Source organism: Vibrio sp. OPT41 (assembly GCF_015163595.1).
Taxonomy (GTDB): domain Bacteria; phylum Pseudomonadota; class Gammaproteobacteria; order Enterobacterales; family Vibrionaceae; genus Vibrio; species Vibrio alginolyticus.
On the sequence record NZ_JADDYH010000036.1, the window covers coordinates 335,076 to 358,793 of the forward strand.

General features: G+C 47.4%; 20 protein-coding genes and 1 pseudogene. 6 read left to right on the forward strand and 15 right to left on the reverse strand.

The window, feature by feature from the left end; all coding sequences use genetic code 11:
• From IQP38_RS15805 to IQP38_RS15815, 3 genes are all read right to left on the reverse strand, one after another.
• The coding region (locus IQP38_RS15805; RefSeq protein WP_228010082.1) for an acyl-CoA dehydrogenase family protein at positions 1 to 850 on the reverse strand (850 nt) is incomplete at its 3' end.
• Between the two features lie 19 nt (positions 851 to 869).
• Positions 870 to 2,363 carry a CoA-acylating methylmalonate-semialdehyde dehydrogenase gene (locus IQP38_RS15810; protein ID WP_064354633.1) on the reverse strand — a complete coding sequence of 498 codons (1,494 nt, stop codon included), beginning with the start codon at positions 2,361 to 2,363 and terminating at the stop codon, positions 870 to 872.
• 23 nt (positions 2,364 to 2,386) lie between these two features.
• Entirely contained in the window at positions 2,387 to 3,598 is a 1,212-nt protein-coding gene (locus tag IQP38_RS15815; RefSeq protein ID WP_193837737.1) for a thiolase family protein, read from the reverse strand.
• Positions 3,599 to 3,873: 275 nt separating this feature from the next.
• Here IQP38_RS15815 and IQP38_RS15820 point away from each other — a divergent pair, with 275 nt between their 5' ends.
• The 5 genes from IQP38_RS15820 (at position 3,874) to IQP38_RS15840 (ending at position 8,891) form a co-directional block, all read left to right on the forward strand.
• Positions 3,874 to 4,248, forward strand: a complete 375-nt coding sequence (locus IQP38_RS15820; protein ID WP_017821195.1) for a MerR family transcriptional regulator — start codon at positions 3,874 to 3,876, stop codon at positions 4,246 to 4,248.
• 66 nt (positions 4,249 to 4,314) lie between these two features.
• Positions 4,315 to 5,484 carry an isovaleryl-CoA dehydrogenase gene (locus IQP38_RS15825; RefSeq protein WP_005375766.1) on the forward strand — a complete coding sequence of 390 codons (1,170 nt, stop codon included), beginning with the start codon at positions 4,315 to 4,317 and terminating at the stop codon, positions 5,482 to 5,484.
• 25 nt (positions 5,485 to 5,509) lie between these two features.
• Positions 5,510 to 7,114, forward strand: a complete 1,605-nt coding sequence (locus IQP38_RS15830) for a carboxyl transferase domain-containing protein (RefSeq protein ID WP_193837738.1) — start codon at positions 5,510 to 5,512, stop codon at positions 7,112 to 7,114.
• Positions 7,115 to 7,143: 29 nt separating this feature from the next.
• Positions 7,144 to 7,983: an enoyl-CoA hydratase-related protein gene (locus tag IQP38_RS15835; RefSeq protein WP_193837739.1), complete on the forward strand. Its 840-nt coding sequence runs from the start codon at positions 7,144 to 7,146 to the stop codon at positions 7,981 to 7,983.
• Positions 7,983 to 8,891, forward strand: coding sequence for a hydroxymethylglutaryl-CoA lyase (locus IQP38_RS15840; RefSeq protein WP_017634268.1), 909 nt, complete (start codon positions 7,983 to 7,985; stop codon positions 8,889 to 8,891). The genes IQP38_RS15835 and IQP38_RS15840 overlap by 1 nt, the downstream gene beginning before the upstream one ends.
• A gap of 46 nt (positions 8,892 to 8,937) precedes the next feature.
• On the opposite strand, the gene IQP38_RS15845 is transcribed toward IQP38_RS15840, so the two are convergent.
• From IQP38_RS15845 to IQP38_RS15860, 4 genes are all read right to left on the reverse strand, one after another.
• The gene (locus IQP38_RS15845; RefSeq protein ID WP_017634269.1) at positions 8,938 to 9,816 is read right to left on the reverse strand and encodes a DMT family transporter; all 879 of its coding nucleotides are present in this window, start codon (positions 9,814 to 9,816) and stop codon (positions 8,938 to 8,940) included.
• Positions 9,817 to 10,032: 216 nt separating this feature from the next.
• Complete coding sequence (locus tag IQP38_RS15850; RefSeq protein WP_193837740.1) at positions 10,033 to 13,080, reverse strand: FAD-binding and (Fe-S)-binding domain-containing protein; 3,048 nt, start codon at positions 13,078 to 13,080, stop codon at positions 10,033 to 10,035.
• Positions 13,081 to 13,135: 55 nt separating this feature from the next.
• Positions 13,136 to 14,005 (reverse strand): amidohydrolase family protein, encoded by an 870-nt coding sequence (locus IQP38_RS15855; RefSeq protein WP_193837741.1) that lies wholly within the window; start codon positions 14,003 to 14,005, stop codon positions 13,136 to 13,138.
• 58 nt (positions 14,006 to 14,063) lie between these two features.
• A complete protein-coding gene (locus tag IQP38_RS15860; protein WP_005375755.1) occupies positions 14,064 to 14,957 on the reverse strand; it encodes an alpha/beta hydrolase in 894 nt (297 codons plus the stop codon).
• A 154-nt stretch (positions 14,958 to 15,111) separates the two neighbouring features.
• Between IQP38_RS15860 and IQP38_RS15865 the strand changes: the two genes are divergently transcribed.
• The gene (locus IQP38_RS15865; RefSeq protein ID WP_005375751.1) at positions 15,112 to 16,068 is read left to right on the forward strand and encodes a GlxA family transcriptional regulator; all 957 of its coding nucleotides are present in this window, start codon (positions 15,112 to 15,114) and stop codon (positions 16,066 to 16,068) included.
• 36 nt (positions 16,069 to 16,104) lie between these two features.
• Here IQP38_RS15865 and IQP38_RS15870 read toward each other — a convergent pair whose 3' ends face one another.
• The 8 genes and pseudogenes from IQP38_RS15870 to IQP38_RS27050 all read right to left on the reverse strand — a co-directional run.
• Positions 16,105 to 17,454 carry an MmgE/PrpD family protein gene (locus IQP38_RS15870; protein ID WP_193837742.1) on the reverse strand — a complete coding sequence of 450 codons (1,350 nt, stop codon included), beginning with the start codon at positions 17,452 to 17,454 and terminating at the stop codon, positions 16,105 to 16,107.
• A 14-nt stretch (positions 17,455 to 17,468) separates the two neighbouring features.
• Positions 17,469 to 18,305 (reverse strand): nitrilase-related carbon-nitrogen hydrolase, encoded by an 837-nt coding sequence (locus tag IQP38_RS15875; protein ID WP_193837743.1) that lies wholly within the window; start codon positions 18,303 to 18,305, stop codon positions 17,469 to 17,471.
• A gap of 4 nt (positions 18,306 to 18,309) precedes the next feature.
• Positions 18,310 to 19,191: a glycine betaine ABC transporter substrate-binding protein gene (locus IQP38_RS15880; RefSeq protein ID WP_193837744.1), complete on the reverse strand. Its 882-nt coding sequence runs from the start codon at positions 19,189 to 19,191 to the stop codon at positions 18,310 to 18,312.
• A 35-nt stretch (positions 19,192 to 19,226) separates the two neighbouring features.
• Entirely contained in the window at positions 19,227 to 19,961 is a 735-nt protein-coding gene (locus tag IQP38_RS15885) for an ABC transporter permease (protein WP_193837745.1), read from the reverse strand.
• Positions 19,958 to 21,127, reverse strand: coding sequence for an ABC transporter ATP-binding protein (locus tag IQP38_RS15890; protein WP_005375741.1), 1,170 nt, complete (start codon positions 21,125 to 21,127; stop codon positions 19,958 to 19,960). The genes IQP38_RS15885 and IQP38_RS15890 overlap by 4 nt, the downstream gene beginning before the upstream one ends.
• A 24-nt stretch (positions 21,128 to 21,151) precedes the next feature.
• The gene (locus tag IQP38_RS15895) at positions 21,152 to 21,754 is read right to left on the reverse strand and encodes an ABC transporter permease (protein WP_017635730.1); all 603 of its coding nucleotides are present in this window, start codon (positions 21,752 to 21,754) and stop codon (positions 21,152 to 21,154) included.
• Between the two features lie 287 nt (positions 21,755 to 22,041).
• The gene (locus tag IQP38_RS27045; protein WP_372036153.1) at positions 22,042 to 22,578 is read right to left on the reverse strand and encodes a methyl-accepting chemotaxis protein; all 537 of its coding nucleotides are present in this window, start codon (positions 22,576 to 22,578) and stop codon (positions 22,042 to 22,044) included.
• Positions 22,576 to 23,355, reverse strand: a pseudogene (locus tag IQP38_RS27050) (PAS domain-containing protein); the annotation flags it as partial. The pseudogene IQP38_RS27050 and the gene IQP38_RS27045, both read right to left, overlap by 3 nt.
• Positions 23,356 to 23,718: the final 363 nt, after the last annotated feature.

Here is a 23,718-nt window from a genome sequence, read left to right on the forward strand (position 1 = left end):
CCAATTTGAATTGTAAGGCTTGAAACTGCGCAAGCGGCTTGCCGAACTGCTTACGCTCCTGAATGTATTGTGTCGCCTGTTCAAGGGCCTGTTGAGCCGTACCGACGGAACAGGTCGCAATATTTATACGCCCTCCATCAAGCCCTTTCATCGCAAAGACAAAACCTTGCCCTTCTTCGCCCAGTAAATGGCTAGCTGGAATAACGACATTTTCAAAAGTAACCGCTCGTGTTGGTTGGCTGTTCCAACCCATTTTGGGTTCTTTGCGCCCATAGCTGATACCATCAGCGTGAGCAGGAACAACAAATGCGGACACACCTTTGGCACCCGCATCTCCGGTTCGCGCCATCACGACCAAAACATCTGTCTCTCCTGCGCCAGAGATAAAGGTTTTGCCGCCATTCAGCACGTAAGTATCACCTTTTTTGCTCGCGGTTGTGGCCAACGAAGCGGCATCCGATCCCGCATTAGGCTCGGTTAAGCAATATGAACCCAACCACTCGCCAGAGACCAGCTTAGAGCAATATTTGGCTCTCACTTCTTCGTTCGAGAAACTCGCGATCATCCAACTGACCATGTTGTGAATCGTCATAAACGCCGTAGTGGACGTACATCCCATGGCCAGTTGTTCAAAGATAATTGAAGCATCCAAACGGCTTAACCCTAGGCCACCTTGCGCTTCTGGAGTGTAGAGACTGAGAAACCCCAGTTCCCCCGCCTCTCTCAATACGTCTTTGGGGAAGATCTGCTTTTCATCCCACTCCGCCGCCATCGGTGCTAAACACTCATCGGCAAATTGCTGAGCGGTATCGGCAAATGCACGTTGATCTTCATTAAGTTCAAAGTCCATAAAAGCTCCTTTTATTCACTCAGCGCAGTTGGATGGTCAGATTGGGCCCCGTCGGAATATCGTCATCAAACCAACGTGCCGTCACCGTTTTAGTCTCGGTATAAAAACGTACCGCTTGTTTACCATACGCATGTAAATCACCATAGAAACTGCCTCTCCAACCAGTAAAGGAGAAAAATGGTAAAGGGACTGGAATAGGCACATTGATCCCAACCTGACCGACTTGAATGTCATGCTGATATTTTCTCGCAGCAGCGCCATTAGCGGTAAATATAGAAGTTCCGTTGCCGTAAGGGTTGCGATTCACTAACTCAATAGCTTCTTGCAACGTTTCGACTTCCATACAAACTAAGACAGGGCCAAATATCTCTTGCGTGTAAATCGACATGTTCGCTGTTACACCGCTAAACAAGGTTGGGCCAATCCAGTTTCCATCGGGAAAGCCTTCCACTTCACACTGACTGCCATCGAGTTCACACACTGCGCCTTGTTGTTTGCCATCTTCAATTAGGTCCAATACGCGTTGTTTAGCTTGCTCACTGATCAGTGGGCCATAAGCAGCTTGCTCATCGTCCCAAGGCCCTGGGTGTACTTTCGCCATTGCCTGTTTGAGGTCTGTAATCCATTGTTTTGAATCGCCGACAAATACCGCAACAGAAATTGCCATACAACGCTGCCCCGCAGCCCCTACGGAGGCTCCGATTAGGTTATTCACCACTTGATCTTTGTTTGCATCAGGCATGATCACCATGTGATTCTTTGCACCAGCAAAAGCTTGAACCCGTTTAAAATGTTTAGTCCCTGTGGTGTAGATATAACGGGCAACGGGAACCGAGCCAACAAATGACACCGCTCGAATATCAGGATGAGCCAGAAGAAAGTCGACTTGCTCTTTGCGGCCATGAACGATCTGCAACACTCCTTTCGGCGCGCCAGCTTGCTCAAATAATTCAGCTAAACGAATAGAGGTCAATGGCACTTGTTCGGAGGGTTTAAGCACAAATGTATTGCCCGCAGCGATAGCGATTGGGAACATCCACAACGGAATCATGGCAGGAAAGTTAAATGGCGTAATGCCGCAACACACACCTAGGGGCTGAATCATTGAGTAACTATCAATATCCGTGGCAACGTTTTCGACGGTTTCGCCCATCATGTTGCTAGCAATGTTTGCCGCCTGCTCAACCACCTCGATACCACGCCACACATCGCCTTTAGCATCCGCTAAAATCTTACCCGTTTCATGAGAAAGCAGTGTGGCAAGCTCATCATGATGCTCTTTGAGCAAGTGCTGATAACGAAGCATGACTCTGGCACGCTCGGATACTGCCACTTCCTTCCAGGATTGGAATGTCTCTTTCGCATTATCAATGGCAGCTTCCATCTCGTGCTCTGTGGAACATGGAACGTACGCAATGACATCATTAGTGGCAGGATTGGTTACCTCAACCCAATCCGATGTTTGAGATTCACGAAACTCGCCACCAATAAACAAGGGAACCAAACGAGTCATCATTTACTCCTTCCTGATTTCAATTAAAGCGGTATTTCAATGCCTATCGCCGTGGCTTCTCCACCACCGATACAAAGTGACGCAACACCCCGCATCACTTTTTTGGCTTCGAGATCACCATTGGTGCCTAGCGCTTGTAGCTGACGCAAACTGTGAATCAATGTCACCAGAATTCGTGCGCCACTAGCCCCTATCGGATGCCCAAGTGCACAGGCTCCACCTTTAATATTTACTTTGCTCGTATCTAGTCCAAGTTCCGCCACCGCTATTTGTGTCACAACGGCAAAGGCTTCATTGATTTCCCACAGGTCCACTTCATAAATTGACCAATCTAGCTGGAACAGCAGTTGCTCAATTGCGTAGACGGGTGCCAAAGTAAATTCTGCAGGTTTTCTGGCATGTGTAGAGTGCGCCTTGATGATCGCAAGTGGTTTAAGCCCCTGATGACGCGCAGTGTCTTCATCCATAAGCACAAGAGCCGCCGCGCCATCTGAAATGGCACTCGAATTAGCAGCGGTCACCGTACCTTTTTCATCGAATGCAGGTTTGAGTTGAGGAATTTTACCAAGGTCAATCGAGCGTGGGTGCTCATCGTAGTCCAGCACCGCTTGTTCTGACTTGGTATTGAGTGAAACCGGCGAAAGTTCATCGGCAAACAAGCCTCGCTCTTGAGCTTCCAACGCACGTTTTGCCGACATCACGGCCCATTCATCCATTTGCTCTCTGGTGAACTTAAGCCTGTCAGCGACTTGCTGAGCATAAACACCCATTAAGTGCCCTTCGTAAGCATCTTGTAGCCCATCGAGAAACATGTGGTCATACGTAGACTGGTGCCCCATGCGCATTCCCTTTCTCGCCTCCCTCAGCAAATACGGCGCATTGGTCATACTTTCCATACCACCAGCAATGGCTGAGCGAATCGTTCCAGCTTTAATGAGATCGTGCGCTAACATGACGCTCTTCATGCCAGAGCCACACACTTTGTTAATGGTGGTGCACCCTACACCCAAAGGAAAATCGGCCCCCATAGATGCTTGCCTCGCAGGAGCTTGTCCACACCCTGCTGGAAGCACACATCCCATGAACACTTCATCCACCGAAGTCACATTCACTTCGTGCATTGCCGCCTTGATCGCCAGTGCGCCTAATTGAGGAGCAGAGTAAGTTTGCAACTTGCCTTGAAAGCGCCCAATTGGCGTTCTTTTCGCGCTGACAATCCAGATGTCTTTTCCCATGATTCGCATTCCCTTAAGGTATATGTGAACACTTGGCAGAATGATGACACCCTACATAGAATTACTCACCAAGCGCCACACCAGCCTTTATCGCCTTTTTCACTAACAAACTTTCATTCCGCGATTTCTTGACGTTTACGTAAGCATAGCACTAGCCTTTACAATGAGATGAAAAAACACACCAAGCAGGCGTTTATATTTCAAAGTTGATGTTCGACCTTCCCATTAAAGGTTCGATTTCCAGAAACTGGATTTTTATTCGAGGTAAGTATGTTATGGAAAAATACAAGATCAGTGACCTCGCCAAGGAGTTTGATATTACTACTCGCAGTATCCGGTTTTATGAAGACGTGGGTCTGATTGAACCAGAGCGAAAAGGCAATATGCGCGTTTATCAACGCAGGGATAGAATTCGCCTCAAACTGATTTTAAGAGGGAAACGACTCGGTTTTTCGTTGGCAGAAATTCGTGAACTTTTCGAGCTCTACGACATGCAACAAACCGAAGGACAGTTGTTGAAAATGCTCAATATCATTGAAGAGAAACAAGCTGTCCTACAACAACAACTCAACGACATCAGCGTCGTTATGGCTGAGTTGAATGCCGCTAAGGAGCGTTGTATTCAAACACTCAAAAGCAAGCAGACATAAACGCTATACTCAATTAGCAACACCGCTATCGGCTTTTCCACCTTACCTCTGATACCGGGAGACGTTATGAAAAGCACCTATACCCCACTCAATTTCGGACTTGGTGATACCATCGATATGCTCCGAGAACACGTTAATGCCTTTGCTACGGAACATATTGCGCCCATCGCCGCTGAGATAGACCGCGATAACCAGTTCCCGAATCATTTATGGCCTTTGTTGGGAGAAATGGGGTTGCTTGGTGTGACCGTCGATGAAGAGCTTGGTGGTGCAGGCATGGGATACCTCGCTCATGTTGTTGCCATGGAAGAAATCAGCCGTGCCTCTGCGTCTGTCGCTCTAAGCTACGGCGCTCATTCTAACCTGTGCGTCAACCAAATCTTTCGTAACGGCACGCCTTCTCAACGCGAAAAATACCTTCCAAAACTCATTGATGGTACGCACGTTGGCGCCCTAGCGATGAGTGAGCCCAATGCCGGTTCAGACGTGATAAGCATGCAACTGAAAGCGGAGAACAAGGGCGACCATTTTGTACTGAATGGCAACAAAATGTGGATAACAAACGGGCCCGATGCTGACGTAGTGGTGCTTTACGCTAAAACGGATGTCAGCGCAGGTTCACGTGGCATTACCGCATTCATTATTGAACGTAACTTCGCAGGTTTCACTCATGCTCAAAAGCTGGACAAACTAGGCATGAGAGGCTCGAATACTTGCGAACTTGTATTTAACCATTGCGTAGTGCCAAAAGAGAATATTCTTGGCGAGTTGAATCAAGGCGTCGAGGTGTTAATGAGTGGGCTGGATTACGAGCGCGTCGTCCTCGCTGCCGGACCACTCGGGATAATGCAAGCTTGCATGGACATTGTGGTCCCGTACGTACATGAACGAGAGCAGTTTGGAAAACCCATTGGCGAGTTTCAGTTAGTTCAGGGCAAGATCGCCGATATGTACTCTCGAATGAGTGCAGCAAAAGCGTATGTATATACCGTCGCAGCGGCTTGTGATCGAGGTAACGCAACACGCAAAGACGCCGCTGGCGCGATTTTGTACAGTGCAGAACTCGCCACACAAATGGCACTCGATGCAATACAACTGCTCGGTGGGAATGGCTACATCAATGAATACCCTGCTGGTCGTTTGCTACGTGATGCAAAGCTTTATGAAATCGGCGCGGGTACCTCAGAGATTCGCCGCATGTTAATAGGCCGAGAGCTGTTCGAAGAATCTCGCTAACGGAACATACGACAAGGAAGTCATTATGGCCATTATCAAAAGTAAAACTAAGCCAACTGACGAGTTATTTCTTTCCAATAAAGCCGTGATGGAAACGTTGGTCACTCAACTGAATCAACACATCGATACCATCAAACTGGGAGGCGGTGAAAAAGCCATTCAGCACCAGAGGCAAAAAGGAAAACTCCCCGCCCGAGAACGCATCGCGCGCTTGCTTGATGACAACACTGACTTTCTTGAAATCAGCCAGTTTGCCGCCTGGCAGGTGTATGACGAAGAGATCCCCTGCGCTGGTGTTATCGCCGGCATTGGTATCATAGAGGGGATTCAATGCATGGTCATCGCCAACGATGCTTCGGTAAAAGGTGGAACCTACTACCCACTCTCGGTAAAAAAACACCTAAGAGCGCAAGAGATTGCCCAACGTTGCCAACTCCCCTGCGTGTACTTGGTGGACTCCGGTGGCGCAAATCTCCCTCATCAGTCCGACGTCTTCCCCGACAAAGAACACTTTGGTCGCATTTTCTTTAACCAAGCGAGAATGTCAGCGAAAGGCATTCCCCAAGTTGCTGTTGTGATGGGGCTTTGCACTGCTGGGGGCGCGTACGTTCCTGCCATGGCGGATGTGTCCATTATGGTTAAAGAGCAAGGCACCATTTTTTTGGCGGGGCCACCTTTGGTGAAAGCGGCCACTGGCGAAGTCGTGACGGGTGAAGAGCTCGGCGGTGCAGACGTGCATTGTCGAAAATCTGGTGTCGCAGATTATTACGCTGAAAATGATGAACATGCCCTAATGCTTGCGAGAGAAGCCATTGCCAATGCCAATAGAACAAGACCTGTTAAGCCAGAAAACACCGTGCTTCCTCCCCGCTACGACGCAGAAGAAATCTACGGAATAGTGAATGCCAACTTACGACTGTCATTCGACGTTCGAGAAATTATTGCCCGCATCGTCGATGATTCTGATTTCGACGAATTCAAAGCCTTGTATGGCAGAACGCTAGTGTGTGGCTTCGCTCGTATTCAAGGACATTTGATTGGTATTGTGGCAAACAACGGTATCTTGTTTTCTGAATCGGCACAAAAAGGCGCGCACTTTATTGAGCTGTGCGCCAAACGGAAAACACCGCTTCTCTTTCTCCAAAACATTACCGGCTTTATGGTCGGAAAAAAGGTTGAAGAAGAAGGCATCGCAAAACATGGCGCCAAGCTAGTGATGGCCGTCGCTTGTGCTGACGTGCCGAAGTTTACCGTGATCATCGGTGGATCGTACGGCGCTGGTAATTACGGCATGTGCGGCCGAGCGTATGATCCAACCATGATGTGGATGTGGCCGAACGCGCGTATTTCTGTGATGGGCGGAGAACAAGCGGCAGGCGTCTTAACACAAGTTCGAAAAGACGCGAAGGAACGCCAGGGAGAAGCGTGGTCAGAGCAAGAAGAACACACTTTTAGAGAATCGATCATAGACTTGTATGAAACACAAGGACATCCCTATTTTGCGAGCGCTCGGCTATGGGATGACGGAATTATTGACCCTAAAAAAACGCGTCAGGTGTTGAGTCATGCGCTAACGGCAGCATTAAATGCCCCCATTCCTGATAGCGAGTTTGGCGTCTTCAGAATGTAAATATCCAAAGATGAATTAAGGAAGTTAGTATGCAGGAAATGCAACCAAGCATTATTCCCAACGCCCAAAGGCAAGATGATGTTCTTTGGCATGTCGATGACAATGGCGTAGCGACCATCACTCTAAACAGAACAGCCAAGCACAATGCTTTTGACGCTTGTACGATCGACTTGCTGATCCACCGCCTAGATTATCTCGCTTTACGAACGGATGTGCGGTGCTTGGTATTAAGAAGTAACGGCAAGCACTTTTCATCCGGGGCCGATTTGAATTGGATGCAGTCGATGGCCGACAGCACGAGGCAAGATAACTTCGTTGATGCCCAAAACTTGGCAAGACTCATGGAAACATTAGATTCGTTCCCTCAACCCACCATCGCAGTTGTTCAAGGTTCCGCTTATGGTGGTGCTTTAGGGTTGATTTGTTGTAGTGATATCGCCATCGCAAGCCAAAGTGCCAACTTTTGCTTAAGTGAAGTTAAGCTTGGTTTAATTCCAGCGACCATTGCGCCTTACGTCATGCGCGCGATGGGGAATAGACAAGCTAGACGCTATATCTTAAGTGGTGAAGTCATTTCAGCCGAGGATGCCGAACGGTTTGGTATTGTGCACGAAGTGAAAGAAGCCAAACAACTTGAAAATGCGGTCGATAGCGTGATCAAGACGTTACTACTTAATAGCCCAGATGCGATGCGTAAAGCGAAAACGCTCTGTCACCAATGTCATCAAAACCCCATCGATCAACAACTGATTCACTATACTAGCAAGCTCATTGCGGACATTAGGGTATCGCCACAAGGCCAAGATGGCTTGCAAGCGTTTCTTGAAAAACGAAGCCCAAGTTGGGTAACCAAATCACAGGACAAGTAATGCTGCCTTCCAAAGTAAATATTGTCGAAGTAGGTCCACGAGATGGATTGCAAAATGAATCTCCTGTTGCGACCCAGACTAAAATCCGGTTGATCAACTTACTCTCTGATACTGGGCTAACGCATATTGAGGCGGGCTCTTTTGTTTCGCCCAAATGGGTGCCACAAATGGCGGACTCAACAGAGGTCATGAAAGCAATAACAAGGCGAAATCATGTTACTTATTCTGCCCTGACACCAAACCTAAAAGGCTTCGAACAAGCCTTGGAGGCTGGTGCCAATCAGGTCGCGATTTTCACTTCATCATCAGAAGGATTCTGCCAACACAATATCAATTGCTCGATTGCAGAAAGCCTAACTCGCTTCGAACCTGTAATGCGATTAGCCACCAAACACGGCATCCCTGTTCGTGGCTATCTATCCTGCGTTGCCGACTGCCCTTACGATGGCCCGACAGCCCCTAAACAAGTGGCGAGCGTGGTCAAATCACTCATCGATTTAGGGTGTTATGAGGTGTCTCTAGGCGACACAATCGGTACAGGCACGCCAAACCGTATCGCTGCTATGCTGGAAGCCGTCATGTTGGTTGCACCTCTTCGCCAGCTTGCTGTCCATTTCCACGACACATGGGGACAAGCTCTCACCAACATTTATCAGGCACTGAGTATGGGCATCAATACCATCGACAGTAGTGTAGCTGGGCTGGGTGGATGCCCATACGCTCAAGGCGCATCAGGAAATGTCGCAACGGAGGATGTACTGTATTTGTGCCAAGGGTTAGGAATAGAAACAGGGATCGACTTAGAGCTACTGGCTAAAGCTGGCTGGATGATCAGCGAAGAGCTGGGTCGACAGCCTACATCAAAAGTGTCATTAGCATTGCGTAACCGCGTATTATCACTTTCGTAGAAGGCCATCCGGCACCTCAAATTCTCCCAACCCAAATTAATTTGCTCTACTTTCGGGTAGGGAAGCGAAACCGCCCGCCAGTACGATAAATAATTAGAGAAAATAAGATAAGCACACAACCTACTAGTTTATTTGCCGTTAGTACTTCGCCATACCACAGCACGCTCAGAATAACCGTCCAAACTGGTTCTAATATCATAATTAGAGCAGCGTTACCTGCCTGAACAAATTTTTGCCCCATGGTTTGCATTACGTAACGCAAGCTCGTCGCTAATAAGGTACTCAACGCAAACCACCACCAAATAGAGGAGTCCACCTCTACCGGGAAAGATTCCATAAAAAATGAAACCAACAAACCTAAACAACCTGCTGAAAAAAGTTGCACGCAAGTAAGCAGCAGCACAGGTAGTTTTTGAGAGTATTTGCTGTTCACATTAAAATGAAGCGCCAAAACCAGTGCTGCACCAAGAAACCACAATTGACTGGCCGATTGTTTCCAGCCACCAACTAAAGAAAGACAAGCAAGACCTAATACAGCGATAGGCAAAGAAAGCCAGAAAATTCGTTGTGGTCGTTGACGAAACATAACCCATGCAACAATCGGCACAAACAGCATGGAAAGGCTCATGATAAATGCGCCTTCCCCGAGAGTATCACTGATAGAAATAGCGTAAATCCATGTCATAACGGCACTGCCTAGCAGGAGCCCGACACCACCAGCAGAAAGCACATCTTTTAAGTTTGCTTTCAGCAAAGGTCGGTAACATAGAGGCAGTAAGCAGAGCGAAGCGATAGTAAATCGCGCCCCAATAAAGCCAAAAGGTGGTAAACCCTGTATTGTTTCCTTAGAGAATATCCAGCCAAGTGCCGCGATCATCGTCGTCGCAACCAGAATAACCGTCGCTTTGCGTTCTGAGTTAAACATAAGTACTCACAAAATATGGAACACACAATAGCGCAGCAAGAGAGTTTTACTGCGCTATTGTGTAAATTTGAAAGGGGTTTGTGTCGAGCGAAAAAGTGAAAGCCCGATCCTCTCCTGTATTGTTGTCACGCAGATTGAAGTTCTGCTGCTAGATACATTAAATGCAGGCAAAGTCTTAAGGCAAGCCTTTTCGCATACTAAATTACTTTAGGCATTCTATACAGCAAGCAAACTGGCTAAAACCTGTACCGGGTGTCGAACTACCTCCCCTTCAAAACGCTTAACTTGACTGCGGCAGGAGTACCCCGTGGCTAACACACGCTCAGTGGGCAGGTTCTTTATATTCGGTTTCCAACTAAGCTGATATATAGCTTCAGACGTACTTTTCTTATCCACTTCATGTCCGAATGTCCCAGCCATGCCACAACATCCCGTAGGTATGACTTGCAGATTTAAGCCAAAGTGCTGAAAAATAGACTGCCAAGATTTCTCAGCCTCCGGTATTTTGGTCTTTTCTGTGCAATGCGCCATCAAATACCAAGGTTCTTCATCCGATACACGTACTGGCGGCCATTCATTAAGTGTATCCACCAACCACTCAAGAGCCGTATAAACTGTAAATTCGCCTCGCTTCTCTTTTAGAGCCTGATGGTACTCATCACGATAACAAAGCACTAAGGCTGCATCGATACCGATCATAGGAATTTCAAGCTCAGCAACTTGGTTGAGAAAATCCGATGTGTTTTGTGCATTTCTGGCGAATGCCTTAAGGAAACCTTTTACATGTTGAGCTTTCCCATTGGGTTTGAAAGGCAGAACAACAGGGTGTTTCCCTAACCGCTGCAATAACTGAATAAAGTCCGCAACCAACTCGGCTTCATAAAAGCTGGTAAATGGATCTTGAACAATCAAGACGTAATTTTGCTTCACTTCTGGGGAAAGCGATTCTAGATACACAAAGTCAAACGGGCTCACTCCAAGTGCCTGACATCGACTTTGCAACGTAGGGATCGATAGCACTGGCGAATCAATAAAACCGATGGATGTCTCTAATACATGCGTAACAGGCCTACTAGATGCAATTTGATTAACCAGCTTGGGAGCTTTTGCCATAATCGGCAGCAGTTGCTCAATATTCGACACCAGATAGTCGCGCAGAGGTCTACGATAACGAGAGTGATAGAGGTGTAAAAAACGCGCTCTAAAATCAGGTACATCAACTTTCACAGGACACTGACTCGCACACGCTTTGCACGCTAGACAGCCATTCATCACCTCATAAACTTCATGCGATAAATCATCAGGAGCGGGGCGAGATATCAACTTACTCAGCTTCTGAGCCAAAAGCTTAACCGATAACTTTTGATTGAGAAGTTGCTGTTCGTTAGCGAGCAAATCGAAGTCATTGTCATTAAGGCGACGCAGCCATTCACGCATTATCCCCGCCCTCCCTTTCGGAGAGTGGCGACGATCGGCTGTCACTTTAAATGATGGACACATTGGGCTATCAGCATCGTAATTAAAACACAGCCCATTGCCATTGCAAGACAGTACGGGCTTAAGCGACTCTCGGACTTCTACGGGGATCTGACGATCATAGTAGCCACGCTTGGTCGCTGTGACTTTTACCATTTCAGCGTCGCTATTCAGTGGTGTGCAAATCTTCCCCGGATTCATTTTATTGTCGGGGTCAAACGCCGCTTTAATGCGCCTTAATTCAGTAAAGAGCTCATCACCAAAGAAGGCAGGTCCATATTCTGAGCGATATCCTTTACCGTGCTCTCCCCACATTAAGCCATTGTATTTTGCCACTAGCTCGACCACATCGTCAGACAGTTGATGCATTAACGCTTCTTGCTCAGGGTCACACATATCGAGCGCCGGACGCACGTGAAGAACGCCAGCATCCACATGCCCAAACATGCCATAATGCAGGTTATTGCTGTCTAGTAACGTACGAAATTCCGCGATAAAGTCCGCCAAGTTTTCGGGCGGCACACAGGTATCTTCCGCGAATGCAATCGGCTTTGCCTGACCTTTAGTCGCGCCAAGCAGCCCAACCGCTTTCTTGCGCATGCCATAAATGGCCTGGATGTCTTGGGGTTCACGACAGACTTGATAACCGATGATACCACTGCGTCGATGAACGATTTCTTTATCAAGAATTAAAAATAAGCGTTCAACTTTATCCTCAATATCATCGCTTTGACTGCCTGCGAACTCGACAAAGTTAATCCCTTGCATCTGTTTGCCCTGCACATCTGAGATCGCGTGTTTTACCGAGTGCCAGACAATGTCTTCTCTTGCAAGGTTGAGTACTTTTGCATCGACTGTCTCAACCGATAGCGCCTCTGCTTCGACCATCAAGGGAGCATTTCGCAATGCAGAATCAAAACTATCGTATTTAACGTTCACTAACCGTCGCGTAGTAGGTATTCGCGTAAGATTGAGCTTGGCTTCAGTAATAAAAGCTAACGTACCTTCAGAGCCACATAATATTCTCGTGACGTCAAACTCTTCACTCTTGTCGTTGATGGCATTTTTTAGGTCATAACCAGTAAGAAAGCGATTCAGAGGAGGAAACTTATCCAGAATCTGTTGACGCTTGTCTCGACAAACTTCCTCCGTAATTTTTAACGCTCGCGATACTACATCACAGTTTAACCGTTTGTTTTGTTGAATTGCTTCGGTATCGAGCACCGAGCCATCTGCCAATACGGCTTTGAGCTCCAACACATGATCCGAGGTTTTACCATATTGCAAAGAGCCTTGGCCTGATGCATCAGTATTAATCATCCCACCTAATGTTGCGCGGTTGCTGGTCGACAGATCTGGCGAGAAGAAATAACCATAAGGGCGAACGATGTCGTTGAGTTGATCTTTGACTATCCCAGCTTCCACTCTCACCCAACCTTCCTGCTCGTTGATCTCTAACACTCGATTCATGTAGCGAGACAGGTCAACCACGATCCCCGAGTTCAATGATTGTCCGTTGGTGCCCGTTCCGCCTCCTCTGGGCGAAAAGGTCAAGTGTTTAAATTCATCACGAGCACTGACCTTGCCAAGTATTACCACATCATGATGGTTGGCAGGAAAGACGACCGACAACGGAAGTTGCTGGTAGACGCTGTTGTCAGTCGCCATACTCAATCGAGTGGTATAGCGAGCATCAGTATCCCCCTTGAAACCAAGCTGTTTAAGGGTGTTAAAGAACTTGATAACCACAGTATCAGAGGAAACCTGTAGCGGAAGTGCAGGAAGCATAATTTGAATCAGTGCCTTACGGTTGTCTTTTTAGGTTCATAACATGAATGTGGAGTTAAAAGCGGTAGAGGCGCTTGGGGTTATCGACCAGAATCTTGCTAAACAGTGTCGTATCTTGCGTCCAGTGCCACAAGGTATCTAATAGCTGGCCATCATTTGGCATCTCAGCAGCAAAACATGGATGAGGCCAATCCGAGCCCCAGACGCATTGCTCTTCATTCGCTTCTAACAAAGCTTGAGCAAACGAAGAAACGTCATCATAAGGCGGAGATTGAAGCGACAAACGATACGGTGCCGACAATTTTGTCCACACTTTCCCTTCGGCCTTAAGCTTCAATAAGGTTTGAAAACCAGGATGAGAAATCAGCTTGTTTGTTGGCATATGTCCAAGATGATCAATCACTACGGGCACGGGTAAAGCCCTTAATCGCTGATATAAGTCATCAAACTGCGAAACATCAATTAAGCATTGAAGGTGCCAGTGTCGCTCTGCAAGGCGAGCCGCTAAACGTTCAACATCACGCCACTCAATACCACCTTTAAACAGCAGGTTCATCCGCACCCCACAAAATCCGGCTTCTTGTAGCTCATCCAGCGTTTGCTCGGACACATCCGCATCCACGACCGCGACGCCTTTGTAGTCGTAACCTTGCTGGCGTAAATACCGTAATGTATCAAGATGCAACTGGTTGTCATTGCCATACACACTCGGCTGAACCAGCACGCCATGACGGATGCCTAATTGCTGGTGCAAATGCAGGTACGCGCCGACGCTGGCATCGGGTGGCGTGTAGGTTCGCGTTTCACAGTACGGATAACGTGAAGAAAAAACGTGGGCATGACAATCAACCGCGCCTTCAGGAATCGCGATTGTTGGTTTATGTACAAATGGGTCCGCCGCTTCACAAAATGGAATTATGCTCATCGAAAATCATCCTGTCAGAAAGGTAGAGGTGCCATCAACGAAAGCACCTCTTGAAGACTTAACTGAAGTTCTCACTCAACCAGTTCGCGATCACGCCAGAGAACTGAATAAACTTAGGATCGTCGTCCAACATCCACTCGGTGTGACCACCTTCAGGCAGTAAGAATAGAGATTTCGGCCCAGGGTATTTCGCGTACAGCGACTTTGCTTCGGTCACTGGGTGAAGATCGTTTTCTGCACCGTGCGCAATCAAGATTGGCGCGTCTGCAAATCGCTCGTCCAGTAGGGCTTCCGGTTTGAAATTGATGAGAGAATCCGCAAAATCCAGATCAGATGTCACGCCGTAGCCCGGTGCTTTGACCAGTTCAGTGAATACATATTCGCGGCTTACTGGGTCAAGCGGGTAGATTTCAAATGGATCAATCCCCTGCTTTTCTCCACCAAGAGCAAGACGTGTACGCTCTTCTAACATAAATTGACGGAACGCTTTCCAACCGTGCTCGCCACGTTGAGCAACCTGAACACGTACCGCATCATAAAAGCCGTTCATGGAGATAAGGCCATCAATCGCATCTTGACAAACTCGGTAAGCATCAAGAATTAATCCACCGGCCATGCCCCAGCCAGCCAGTACGACTTTGCGGCCTTCCTCGTCAGCGCGCTGTTTCACAACCGCAACCGCGTTCGCGATGTCACGTACTTGTTCATCTAGGATAACTCGCTCACGAATACCCTCAGATTCACCAAAGCCACGGTAGTCAAATCCGAATACTGTAAAGCCCTTCGCAGTTAAGGCTCTCGCGTAACGCTCTGGGTGAATATTTTTTTGCCCAGTAAAGCCTGAGCAGACAATAACGATCGGTAAGTCTGGGTTGTTAACGTTCTCGTCAGTAAAGAAAGCGCCATCAAGGCGTAGACCATCACTAATTACTGGGGCTTTTTGTTCAATCATAATTATCTCGTCCAAATGAATGTGTATGCTCGACAAAGAAGTCCTTGTCTTAAGTCACATCATGTTCGAATTTTGATAGCAATAATTTAACAATTGCGACATTCTTATCCAGAAATACGACATAGATGAACTGCCCACTTGGTGACCACAGAGAATGAAAACGACACACACGTATCGCATTGGTTTTTTCCTTATTCCTGATTTTTCGATGCTCTCTTTTTCGGCGGTTATCGAACCTCTTCGAATGGCCAACCGCCTCGCTGGTTGCGATTTGTATCAGTGGGATATTTATGGATTCGAAGATAAAGAAGTGTCGGCCAGTAATGGCGTTTCATTCTCGCCAACACAGTCAGTCAACAACATTGCTCATTTAGACTTGCTGCTGGTTGTGGCAGGTATTGGCGCCCATGTTGCTGCTGCGAGTGGCTCGGTGAATCAGTGGTTAAAGCAAGCGCTTCGTCAAGGCATCGCCGTGGGCTCGACTTCGACAGGCAGCGTATTGTTAGCAAAAGCTGGCCTGTTAAAAAACAAAACGTGTACCGTGCATTGGGAGTCCGCCAACAGCCTGGCAGAGGAGTTTCCAAACATTAACGTGACCAGTGAGTTGTACGAATTCGACCCACGCACACCAACTTGTTCGGGCGGCTTAGCCGGTTTGGATATGATGCTTCATTTAATTACAAACCAACATGGGAGTGACTTGGCGAATCAAGTGGCAGAGCAATGCATTCACCCTGCGATTCGACCCGCGCATGATAAACAGCGGATGTCGTTAATCCGTAAGCACAACATCCGCCACCCGCGCCTGCTCGACGCTGTAGAGATCATGGAAGCCAACATGGAAGAGCCACTAAAGTGCTATGAAATTGGCGAGCAAGTAGGGTTATCGGTCAGGCAGATGGAAAGGTTATTTTTGCAATACTTGCAAGACAAACCAGGCAATTACTACCTTCAATTGCGCTTAGAACGCGCTCAACATTTGTTGTTGCAAACCATGCTGTCCATCACTCAAATCAGCACCGCTTGTGGGTTCAGTTCTACATCGTATTTTGCGCGCTGCTACAAAAAACGCTATGAAAAAACGCCGCGTGAAGAGCGACGTTTAGCTTAAGATTGAGTAAGAGAAAGGAGTTCGATCTCTTCGATCTCATCGTGATGTGTCAGACGGCTTATCGGACAACGTGCCTTGGTAAAGCAATGATAGCCAAGCAAGTACCTGCTCTTTACTGGCTTTATCAAGTTGCAAACAGCCCTCTTCTATCGCTGACACGCGCGAAGCGGGCAGTTCTTTCTCTGCCAAAGTACGAAACTTACCTCGCATCTCGCCTCGACTGAGCGGATTTTCAGGATTACCTCGCGCAATACAGGGAGGCGAAGTCAGTTTGTCGCCATTTTTCAACGTCACCACGACATGCGCCCAACGTTCGGCTGGAAACTTATCATTGTATGCAGGCTCTTCAATTAACTTCATCCGTTCCGTAAGTGCCAAGCGAGCAGGATCGTTCAGTCCTTTGGTGACGGCTTCTACCGTGACCGTATTATCTATAACCGCACTCGCGACTGAAAATGGCAAACTGTACTGAGCCTGCTCGGTTGTCTCAGGGCGCTTGGTATGCAGGCACACCGCCTGGTGAAAGCTGTGAACTTCGATAAGTTCAATCTCATCAGGTTCTAGTTTATTTTCTTGTTGCAGCGCTCTCACCGCTTCAACCGCGGGTTGAGCCCAACGACAAACCGGATACGGTTTAAAGTATTGCTCCAGGATATACCAGCGCTGCCCTAAATCTGCCCACAAAGCGTGAGTTTGTTGGTCCAGCAGAGTCACGGCTGGCGCGCCAGTAAAGCCCTCTTCTGCCAGCTCTGCACTGGCAAAGCCCGCCATCGCTCCCCAGCCAGAGCCGTCTTTGAGCATGGTTGGATGTTCAATACAACGCATCATTTGACTGCGCGGGCCATAGAACTCGGCAATGCCGAGCGCATGCTCTGTTTGTGCATCCGTTAAGTCTTTTCTTCTTGCAGACACCGCAGCGACGCCCAACGCATTCCAAGCACCAGAAGTATGATAGTCACAAGCGGTTTGATGCAGCGCGATTCCGGCGCGAGTTGCAATTTCGTAGCCAATGATGAGGGACGTTAATAACTCTTCTCCCGTGATCGCTGACTCATGCATACTGGCGAGCAGCCCCGGCAAAACAGCGACGCCAACATGGCCTTTCGTCAGGACTTGGCCGTCGTGCGCGTCCATGCTGTCAATCAACATGCCGCCATATAGAGTCGCCCCACAACCACTGGCCGTGTGATCAGAAAACAGCATCGGCGTATCACCGGCAAACTGCTTCTGCGCGAGTTTAGCTACCATATTTTGCAGTTGCGTCGCTTTACCTGCTGCGGCGACACCCAACAGATCCAAGACGCAATATTTCGCTTGTTCAATAACGTCAGCAGGAAGCTGTTCAAAGGTTAATTCGTGAATAAATCGATGAATAGATTGCATCATCTACTGCTCCAGTTTTAGCGTTTTGCCTTCGACAATAGCGTTGTGATCAATGGTGTATTGCTGTCTCGCACGGTAGGCAGCTCGAACCTGGCTTTATCAATATCGTCCAATGACAAGGTTGCAGTTATCAAGGTTTCACCGTCTTCTGCCTGCGCCAATAGCTCGCCCGTTGGAGACAAAATACAGCTTCCTCCCCAAAACCACGCTTCGCCCTCTGGCCCGTAACGATTAGCCATCAAAACTGGAGTTCCGTAGAGCACCGCATAAAATTTAACGTTAACTAACCAGTTGTCTTCGTTGGAAAAGTCTTTACTGACAATACTGCTGGCCGAGTTGATCGGCGCGAGCAAGATTTCAGGCTTATCGAGTAGCGCGCAATGAACCAAAGGTGGGTTCCATAAATCGGCACAAATTAAAACCGAGCCTCGCCAATTTTCATCAAGAGAAACGCTGGTGGTAGCCTCTCCCGAATGAAACCACTTACCCTCTTCAAGCCCACCATAGGTTGGTAAATTGACTTTACGATGCACAGCAACCACCGTACCACCGAGCAACCAAGCCATCGCGTTGTAGTATTCTCCCGGAGCGGCCTGTTCAACAAAGCCGACAATCACGGACATCTGCGGTGCAAGTTGCGCAAGCTCTTTAAGCCGAGCATCATCACGCTTCATGGCAACTTCACGCACAGAGGATTGGAGCTGGTATCCGGTCAAGGAGAGTTCAGGAAACAGCAATAGCTGCGACCCTAAGGCCGCAGCTTGCTTTATGTAATCCTGATGAATATTCAGATTGGCATTCACATCGCCTAACTGGGCGTTGATTTGGGCCACACTGACTTGCAGGATAGTCATGGTACTACCCCAAGTTATGCTCAGATAGGAACTGGCTTGCGACTTCTGAGATCGAACGTCGCTCCACATCAACTTGTTGATTCAAAGTCGACATCGTATCGCCATCGATCGCCGCAGAAAGGGCGTTCAATTGCTCGGCAAGCTCTGGGTTCATATCTAACGTTTCTTGGCGAACAACAGGAGTGATCGCGTAATCAGGGAAAAACTGTTTGTCATCCGTTAAAACGGTAAAACCGAATGCTTTGATACGACCATCTGTTGCAAACACGAGCGCAGCATCGACTTCTTTCCCTTTTAGCGCATCATAAGTTAACCCAGTATCCATGCGTTTCACTTGGTCACGTGAAGCTTTGAATTTGTAGGTTTTCTGTAAAGGTCGGAAGCCATCTTTTCGTGCATAGAATTCCGCATTCAAAGCAATGGTCATTGGCGGGTCTTGGCGCATTTGCTCGGCGAAGTCGGATAAGGTAGAGATGCCACGTTGTTTCGCATCGTCACTGCGCATAGCGAGCGCGTAGGTGTTATTCGCTTTTGAAGGGTTAAGCCAAACTAGGCCTTTCTTCGCATCGAGTTCCTTAACGCGTTGATACACTTGCTCTGCTGGGAGCTTGTCTTTGACTTTGTTGTAAATGATCAGTGATGTGCCCGTGTATTCCCAATAAAGATCAATCTGGCCGTTTTCTTGCGCTTTACGCAAAACCGCACTGCCCATGCCCGAACGCTTATCAACGTCGTAGCCTTTTTTGGTTAAATATTGAGACGTGATCTCCGTTAAAAGCTGTTGTTCTGTAAAGTTTTTGCCACCTACGACGATTTCCGCGGATGCGTGAAAACTTGAAAGCAGTACACCAACGGCCAGCAAGCGGCGAGTAATTTGCTTTAACATGTTTGACTCCTGTCTGTGTTCAATTTTTAGGATTGTTATTGTCTAGCTCTAATAGGGTTACAGCCTTTAGGTACAGTGACATAGGAAACGGCTCCTACCACACTGTCGATAGCGATAGCCAACATCGCTGTAGGAATAGCGCCTGCCAGCATCATGATGGGTTCATCCAGATCAATACCGGTAAAAATGAGCTCCCCTAACCCACCGCCACCAATTAAGAAGGCCAGTGGCACGGTGCCCACGTTGACAGCTAACGCCGTGCGGATACTGGCAAAAGTGACGAACAGCGCATTAGGAATTTCAACCTGAAATAACATTTGTAACTCGGTCATACCAATGCCTGACGCCGCTTCTTTTAAATGAGCGGGCACTTCTTTCAGCCCGATGTAGGTGTTTCTGACAATCGGCAACAACGAGGCAATCGTCAGCCCAAATACCGCAGGCACGGTGCCAATGCCAAGAAAGCTCATTGCCAGCGCAAGAATAGCTAAAGTAGGAATCGTGGTCCCCACATTCAAAACCTGCATCGCCGATTCTGCGACTTTCTGAAAACGAGGACGGCTGAGCAATACGCCGACGGGAATAGCGATTAGGATCGCCAATCCACCAGACAGCAGCACCAGTTCAATGTGCTGAACCGTCAAATAAACAATGTCTTCTTGGTAGTAGAGGAAATCATCGATCGTACCCGCGCCTTGTAAATAAATACCCAACGCAAAGACACACGCCAATAAAACGAAATAGTAGGTTTGTTTTAGCTGATTGGTCACGATGCCTCCTTAGCCTGATGCAATGGCTGTGGCTCACTAAGAGAGGTATCGCGCTGATAAGTTGCGCCTAGATAATGAGTAATGCCGCGCTGTGTGACTTCGCCCACTAAGCGGCCATTCTCGTCAACACACGGCATCCAAACAATGTCGTGCGTGAACATCTTCGACGCGACTTTACGCAGATCATCCGTGGTTCGGGCGATTGTTTTCAGGCCGACATAATGTTCGCCGCAGTACCCCTTCATATTGATTGCTGTAGCTTTTGGCACATAACCGATAGGCTGGTGTTGGCCATTTACTAATATCACGGCGTCGCGATACCCATACGCGTCAATTTTGGTTAAAGCGTCGGCAAGCGTCTCGTTAGGTTTCACGTGCGCAAAGGTGGTCTGCATGACGGACTCAGCCGTCACTAAGCGTAGACGTTTAAGTGCGCGATCATCTCCGACAAAGTTTTTCACGAAATCATCTTTCGGGTGTGCGAGCAAATCGTCAGGCGTATCGTACTGAACCAGATGACCATCGCGGAAAATCGCAATTCTATCGGCCATTTTGACCGCTTCATCAATGTCATGACTGACAAACATGATGGTCTTGTTGAGCTCTTGCTGCATTTTAAGGAACTCATCCTGGATTACTTCACGGTTGATCGGGTCAATCGCACCAAAAGGTTCATCCATCAGCATGACGGGAGGATCCGCAGCTAGCGCTCGAGCAACTCCAATTCGTTGCTGCTGTCCGCCAGACAACTCATTTGGATAACGATTAAGAAAGACACTAGGATCAAGAGCAACCATCTCCAATAGCTCTTTTGCACGCGTCATGTATCTTGCCTTATCCCACCCTAATAACTTGGGAACCACCGCGATGTTTTCGCCGATCGTCATGTTGGGAAATAAGCCAATTTGCTGAATAACATAGCCGATGTTGCGGCGCAGAGTGACTGTATCCATCCCAGAAGTATCTTCACCGCCAAGATAGATCTTGCCCGATGTCGCGGGAATAATTCGGTTGACCATTTTCAGCGTGGTGGTTTTGCCACAACCGGACGGGCCAAGTAACACACATATTTCACCACTGTGAACTTCCATCTCAATGTGATCTGCGGCAGTCACCGGGCCATTAGGCGTTTCAAAAATTTTGGTTAGCTTGTCAATTTTGATCATTTGAATGTCCCTATTATTTGTCCTTTATCGAGCAGCGGTTAGGCCCGGTGGCGTTAATCTTTTTTGTAGTCGAATCAATCCGTAATCCGCGATGATAGCCAGAAGGCTGACGGCGATGGCACCAACGATCAGTTGTCGAGGATCACTTTGCGAGATGCCACGGCTGATAAACACGCCCAGCCCACCGGCTCCGATATACGCGGCGATCGCCATAACGCCAATATTCATTACTACTGCCGTTCTCACACCCGCCATAATCACCGGAATCGCCAATGGAATTTCCACCATTTTCAAACGTTGAAAAGGCGTCATCCCGATACCGCGAGCAGCCTCTCTGAGCGATGGTTCTACGTTGTGAATTGCGGTATAAGTGTTGCGAATAATAGGCAGCTGAGAATAAAGCAGTACGGTAATCACGGCGGGCACGTAGCCAATCCCATGACCAATGGTCGATAAGAGAGGAATCATCAAACCAAACAATGCGATTGAAGGAATGGTGATAATGATGGACGCTACGTAAAGCACCACTTTCGCAGCGCGCTCATTTTGTGTGATAAGAATGCCGATAGGTACGCCAGTTAAGATGGCAAGCCCAACAGCCAGAGCAACCAAAGAGATGTGCTCCATGGTAAGCGTACCTAGCAGCGCTAAGTTATCTATGGTGAAATTTAGTAAGTCCAAGTAGGTCTCCCCCAACTGTGATTCGCAACCAAGTTAACAGGAGATTAAATTACGCTACTTTTTATTAACAGTGTTGTAAAATAGCGACACGTAAAGATAGAAATACGAAATATTAAGAAAGGAATGAACTGGCTTTCTCATCACCAAAAACACGCTTGATTGGCGATGAGTAGCACTAGTAAACAATTTGATTATATAGGAACTTAAAAGCCTGTGCTGGCATGAAGAACTGACTACAACGAGCGGTTAAATTGCTCCACGGCCTCTACAACACGGCTAGCGCCATCTTGTATTTCATTCATCACATTGCCTGCTTTTTCAGAGAGCTCTAGCGTATCTAGTGCTTCTTTTTGGCATTTAGCGATCAGCTTAACTGCGTTATCTGTTCGCTGTAGGTTTTCACTGACCATTGTGACAATTTCATCGGTGGTTGCATTGGTTCTTGTAGCAAGCTGTCTGACTTCATCAGCAACAACGGCAAAACCTCTACCATGCTCACCCGCACGAGCCGCTTCTATCGCCGCATTTAACGCCAATAAGTTAGTTTGGTCAGCGATACCACTGATGCTATTTACCAACTCGCTAATACGCGATGAGTGCGCTTTAAGCTCGTCAATCGCGGTGTTCGCTTGCTGCATTTGCTCGGAAAGTATCTGCATCTTTTCTAACGTTGAGCCTATAACCTCTTGCCCTTGCAGGGTTTGTGTTCCAGTTTCTTGGGAGATTTCGTTCGCCAATTGCGCAGCCTGGGCCATTTTCTGTTCCTGCATCACCTGCTGGGTAATATCTGTCGCGAACTTAACGACCTTGTAGAGCTCTCCTCTGTCGTTATGGATAGGGTTATATGAAGCCTCTAACCACACCTCTTCACCATAACGGTTAACTCGTTTGAATCGCTCTGATGAAAATTGCCCTTTTGCTAAACGTTGCCAAAACTCACGGTAAGCTTGAGAGCTCGACTCTTCCTGATCACAAAACATGCGATGATGCTTCCCTAGAATCTGATCAAGCGTATAACCCATTGTGTTTAGGAAATTATCGTTGGCTTTTAAAACATGGCCATCTAATGTGAACTCAATCACCGCCATAGAACGACTTAATGCATTTAGCATGTCCTCTTGCTCACGGGATGATTTGATCGTTCGCGTAAGTTCAGAAGCAAAAACAAAAAAGCTTTCTACTTCTCTGCGCTCATTTAAAACAGGCTGGATAATCGTTCTTAACCAGGCTTCCTCACCATTACCTTTCCGTACTTGCAATGCCCCATTCCAGAACACTTTATCTTGGACGGCTTTCTTCATTCGATGAAAGTGGTCTGTATTGCGCGAATTTGACGGTACCAATTCAGTAATTGATTTCGTTAAGATCTCATCATCATGTAAGAAAAGTTCTTGCTGTAGTTTGGTATTTGCAGAAGTAATGAGGCCTTTACTATCCAATGTTAAGCGGATCATCTCTTCATCTAAACTGGTTTGGATTTGCTGCAGGATTTGCAACTCCTGCTTTAATCGTTGATTTTCTTGTTGAAGCGACTTATTAAAAAACATGACTTTCTCTCATTTGACCGACCTTCGGATTAGTCAAAGGTTTATTATTTGTATACCGAATAAACTGCAAGCGGCAAAATCGTTTGGTTGCATATTCAAACGCGATTTCTATTTCTTATCAAAGGACCCCGCTGGGAATACGGCGATTTTTTCTCCAGTGTAACCTAAGCGCAGTATACTGAAATTTCTTCAGCACCCAAGTTGTTTATATATTTATCAATATTAAAGCTCTTTATCGCCAATTTGAGGTTTGTATTTGTGGATATACTTATTATATGGAGAAGTGGTGTGTTCAGATCAATAAGCCTTTTCATTTAAAAAAAGGGCCTTGACTTAGTTCCAATAATTTTCGCCGTTTTACCG

Excerpts from the sequence above, each read along its gene's own strand:
- IQP38_RS15860 (WP_005375755.1), bottom strand. The coding sequence starts at position 14,957 with ATGATTGAACAAAAAGCCCCAGTAATTAGTGATGGTCTACGCCTTGAT.
- IQP38_RS15875 (WP_193837743.1), bottom strand. The coding sequence starts at position 18,305 with ATGACTATCCTGCAAGTCAGTGTGGCCCAAATCAACGCCCAGTTAGGC.
- IQP38_RS15835 (WP_193837739.1), top strand. The coding sequence starts at position 7,144 with ATGCAGGAAATGCAACCAAGCATTATTCCCAACGCCCAAAGGCAAGAT.
- IQP38_RS15845 (WP_017634269.1), bottom strand. The coding sequence starts at position 9,816 with ATGTTTAACTCAGAACGCAAAGCGACGGTTATTCTGGTTGCGACGACG.
- IQP38_RS15850 (WP_193837740.1), bottom strand. The coding sequence starts at position 13,080 with ATGCTTCCTGCACTTCCGCTACAGGTTTCCTCTGATACTGTGGTTATC.
- IQP38_RS15825 (WP_005375766.1), top strand. The coding sequence starts at position 4,315 with ATGAAAAGCACCTATACCCCACTCAATTTCGGACTTGGTGATACCATC.
- IQP38_RS15865 (WP_005375751.1), top strand. The coding sequence starts at position 15,112 with ATGAAAACGACACACACGTATCGCATTGGTTTTTTCCTTATTCCTGAT.
- IQP38_RS27045 (WP_372036153.1), bottom strand. The coding sequence starts at position 22,578 with ATGCAGGAACAGAAAATGGCCCAGGCTGCGCAATTGGCGAACGAAATC.
- IQP38_RS15855 (WP_193837741.1), bottom strand. The coding sequence starts at position 14,005 with ATGAGCATAATTCCATTTTGTGAAGCGGCGGACCCATTTGTACATAAA.
- IQP38_RS15830 (WP_193837738.1), top strand. The coding sequence starts at position 5,510 with ATGGCCATTATCAAAAGTAAAACTAAGCCAACTGACGAGTTATTTCTT.
- IQP38_RS15815 (WP_193837737.1), bottom strand. The coding sequence starts at position 3,598 with ATGGGAAAAGACATCTGGATTGTCAGCGCGAAAAGAACGCCAATTGGG.
- IQP38_RS15820 (WP_017821195.1), top strand. The coding sequence starts at position 3,874 with ATGGAAAAATACAAGATCAGTGACCTCGCCAAGGAGTTTGATATTACT.
- IQP38_RS15870 (WP_193837742.1), bottom strand. The coding sequence starts at position 17,454 with ATGATGCAATCTATTCATCGATTTATTCACGAATTAACCTTTGAACAG.
- IQP38_RS15880 (WP_193837744.1), bottom strand. The coding sequence starts at position 19,191 with ATGTTAAAGCAAATTACTCGCCGCTTGCTGGCCGTTGGTGTACTGCTT.
- IQP38_RS15840 (WP_017634268.1), top strand. The coding sequence starts at position 7,983 with ATGCTGCCTTCCAAAGTAAATATTGTCGAAGTAGGTCCACGAGATGGA.
- IQP38_RS15895 (WP_017635730.1), bottom strand. The coding sequence starts at position 21,754 with ATGGAGCACATCTCTTTGGTTGCTCTGGCTGTTGGGCTTGCCATCTTA.
- IQP38_RS15890 (WP_005375741.1), bottom strand. The coding sequence starts at position 21,127 with ATGATCAAAATTGACAAGCTAACCAAAATTTTTGAAACGCCTAATGGC.
- IQP38_RS15810 (WP_064354633.1), bottom strand. The coding sequence starts at position 2,363 with ATGACTCGTTTGGTTCCCTTGTTTATTGGTGGCGAGTTTCGTGAATCT.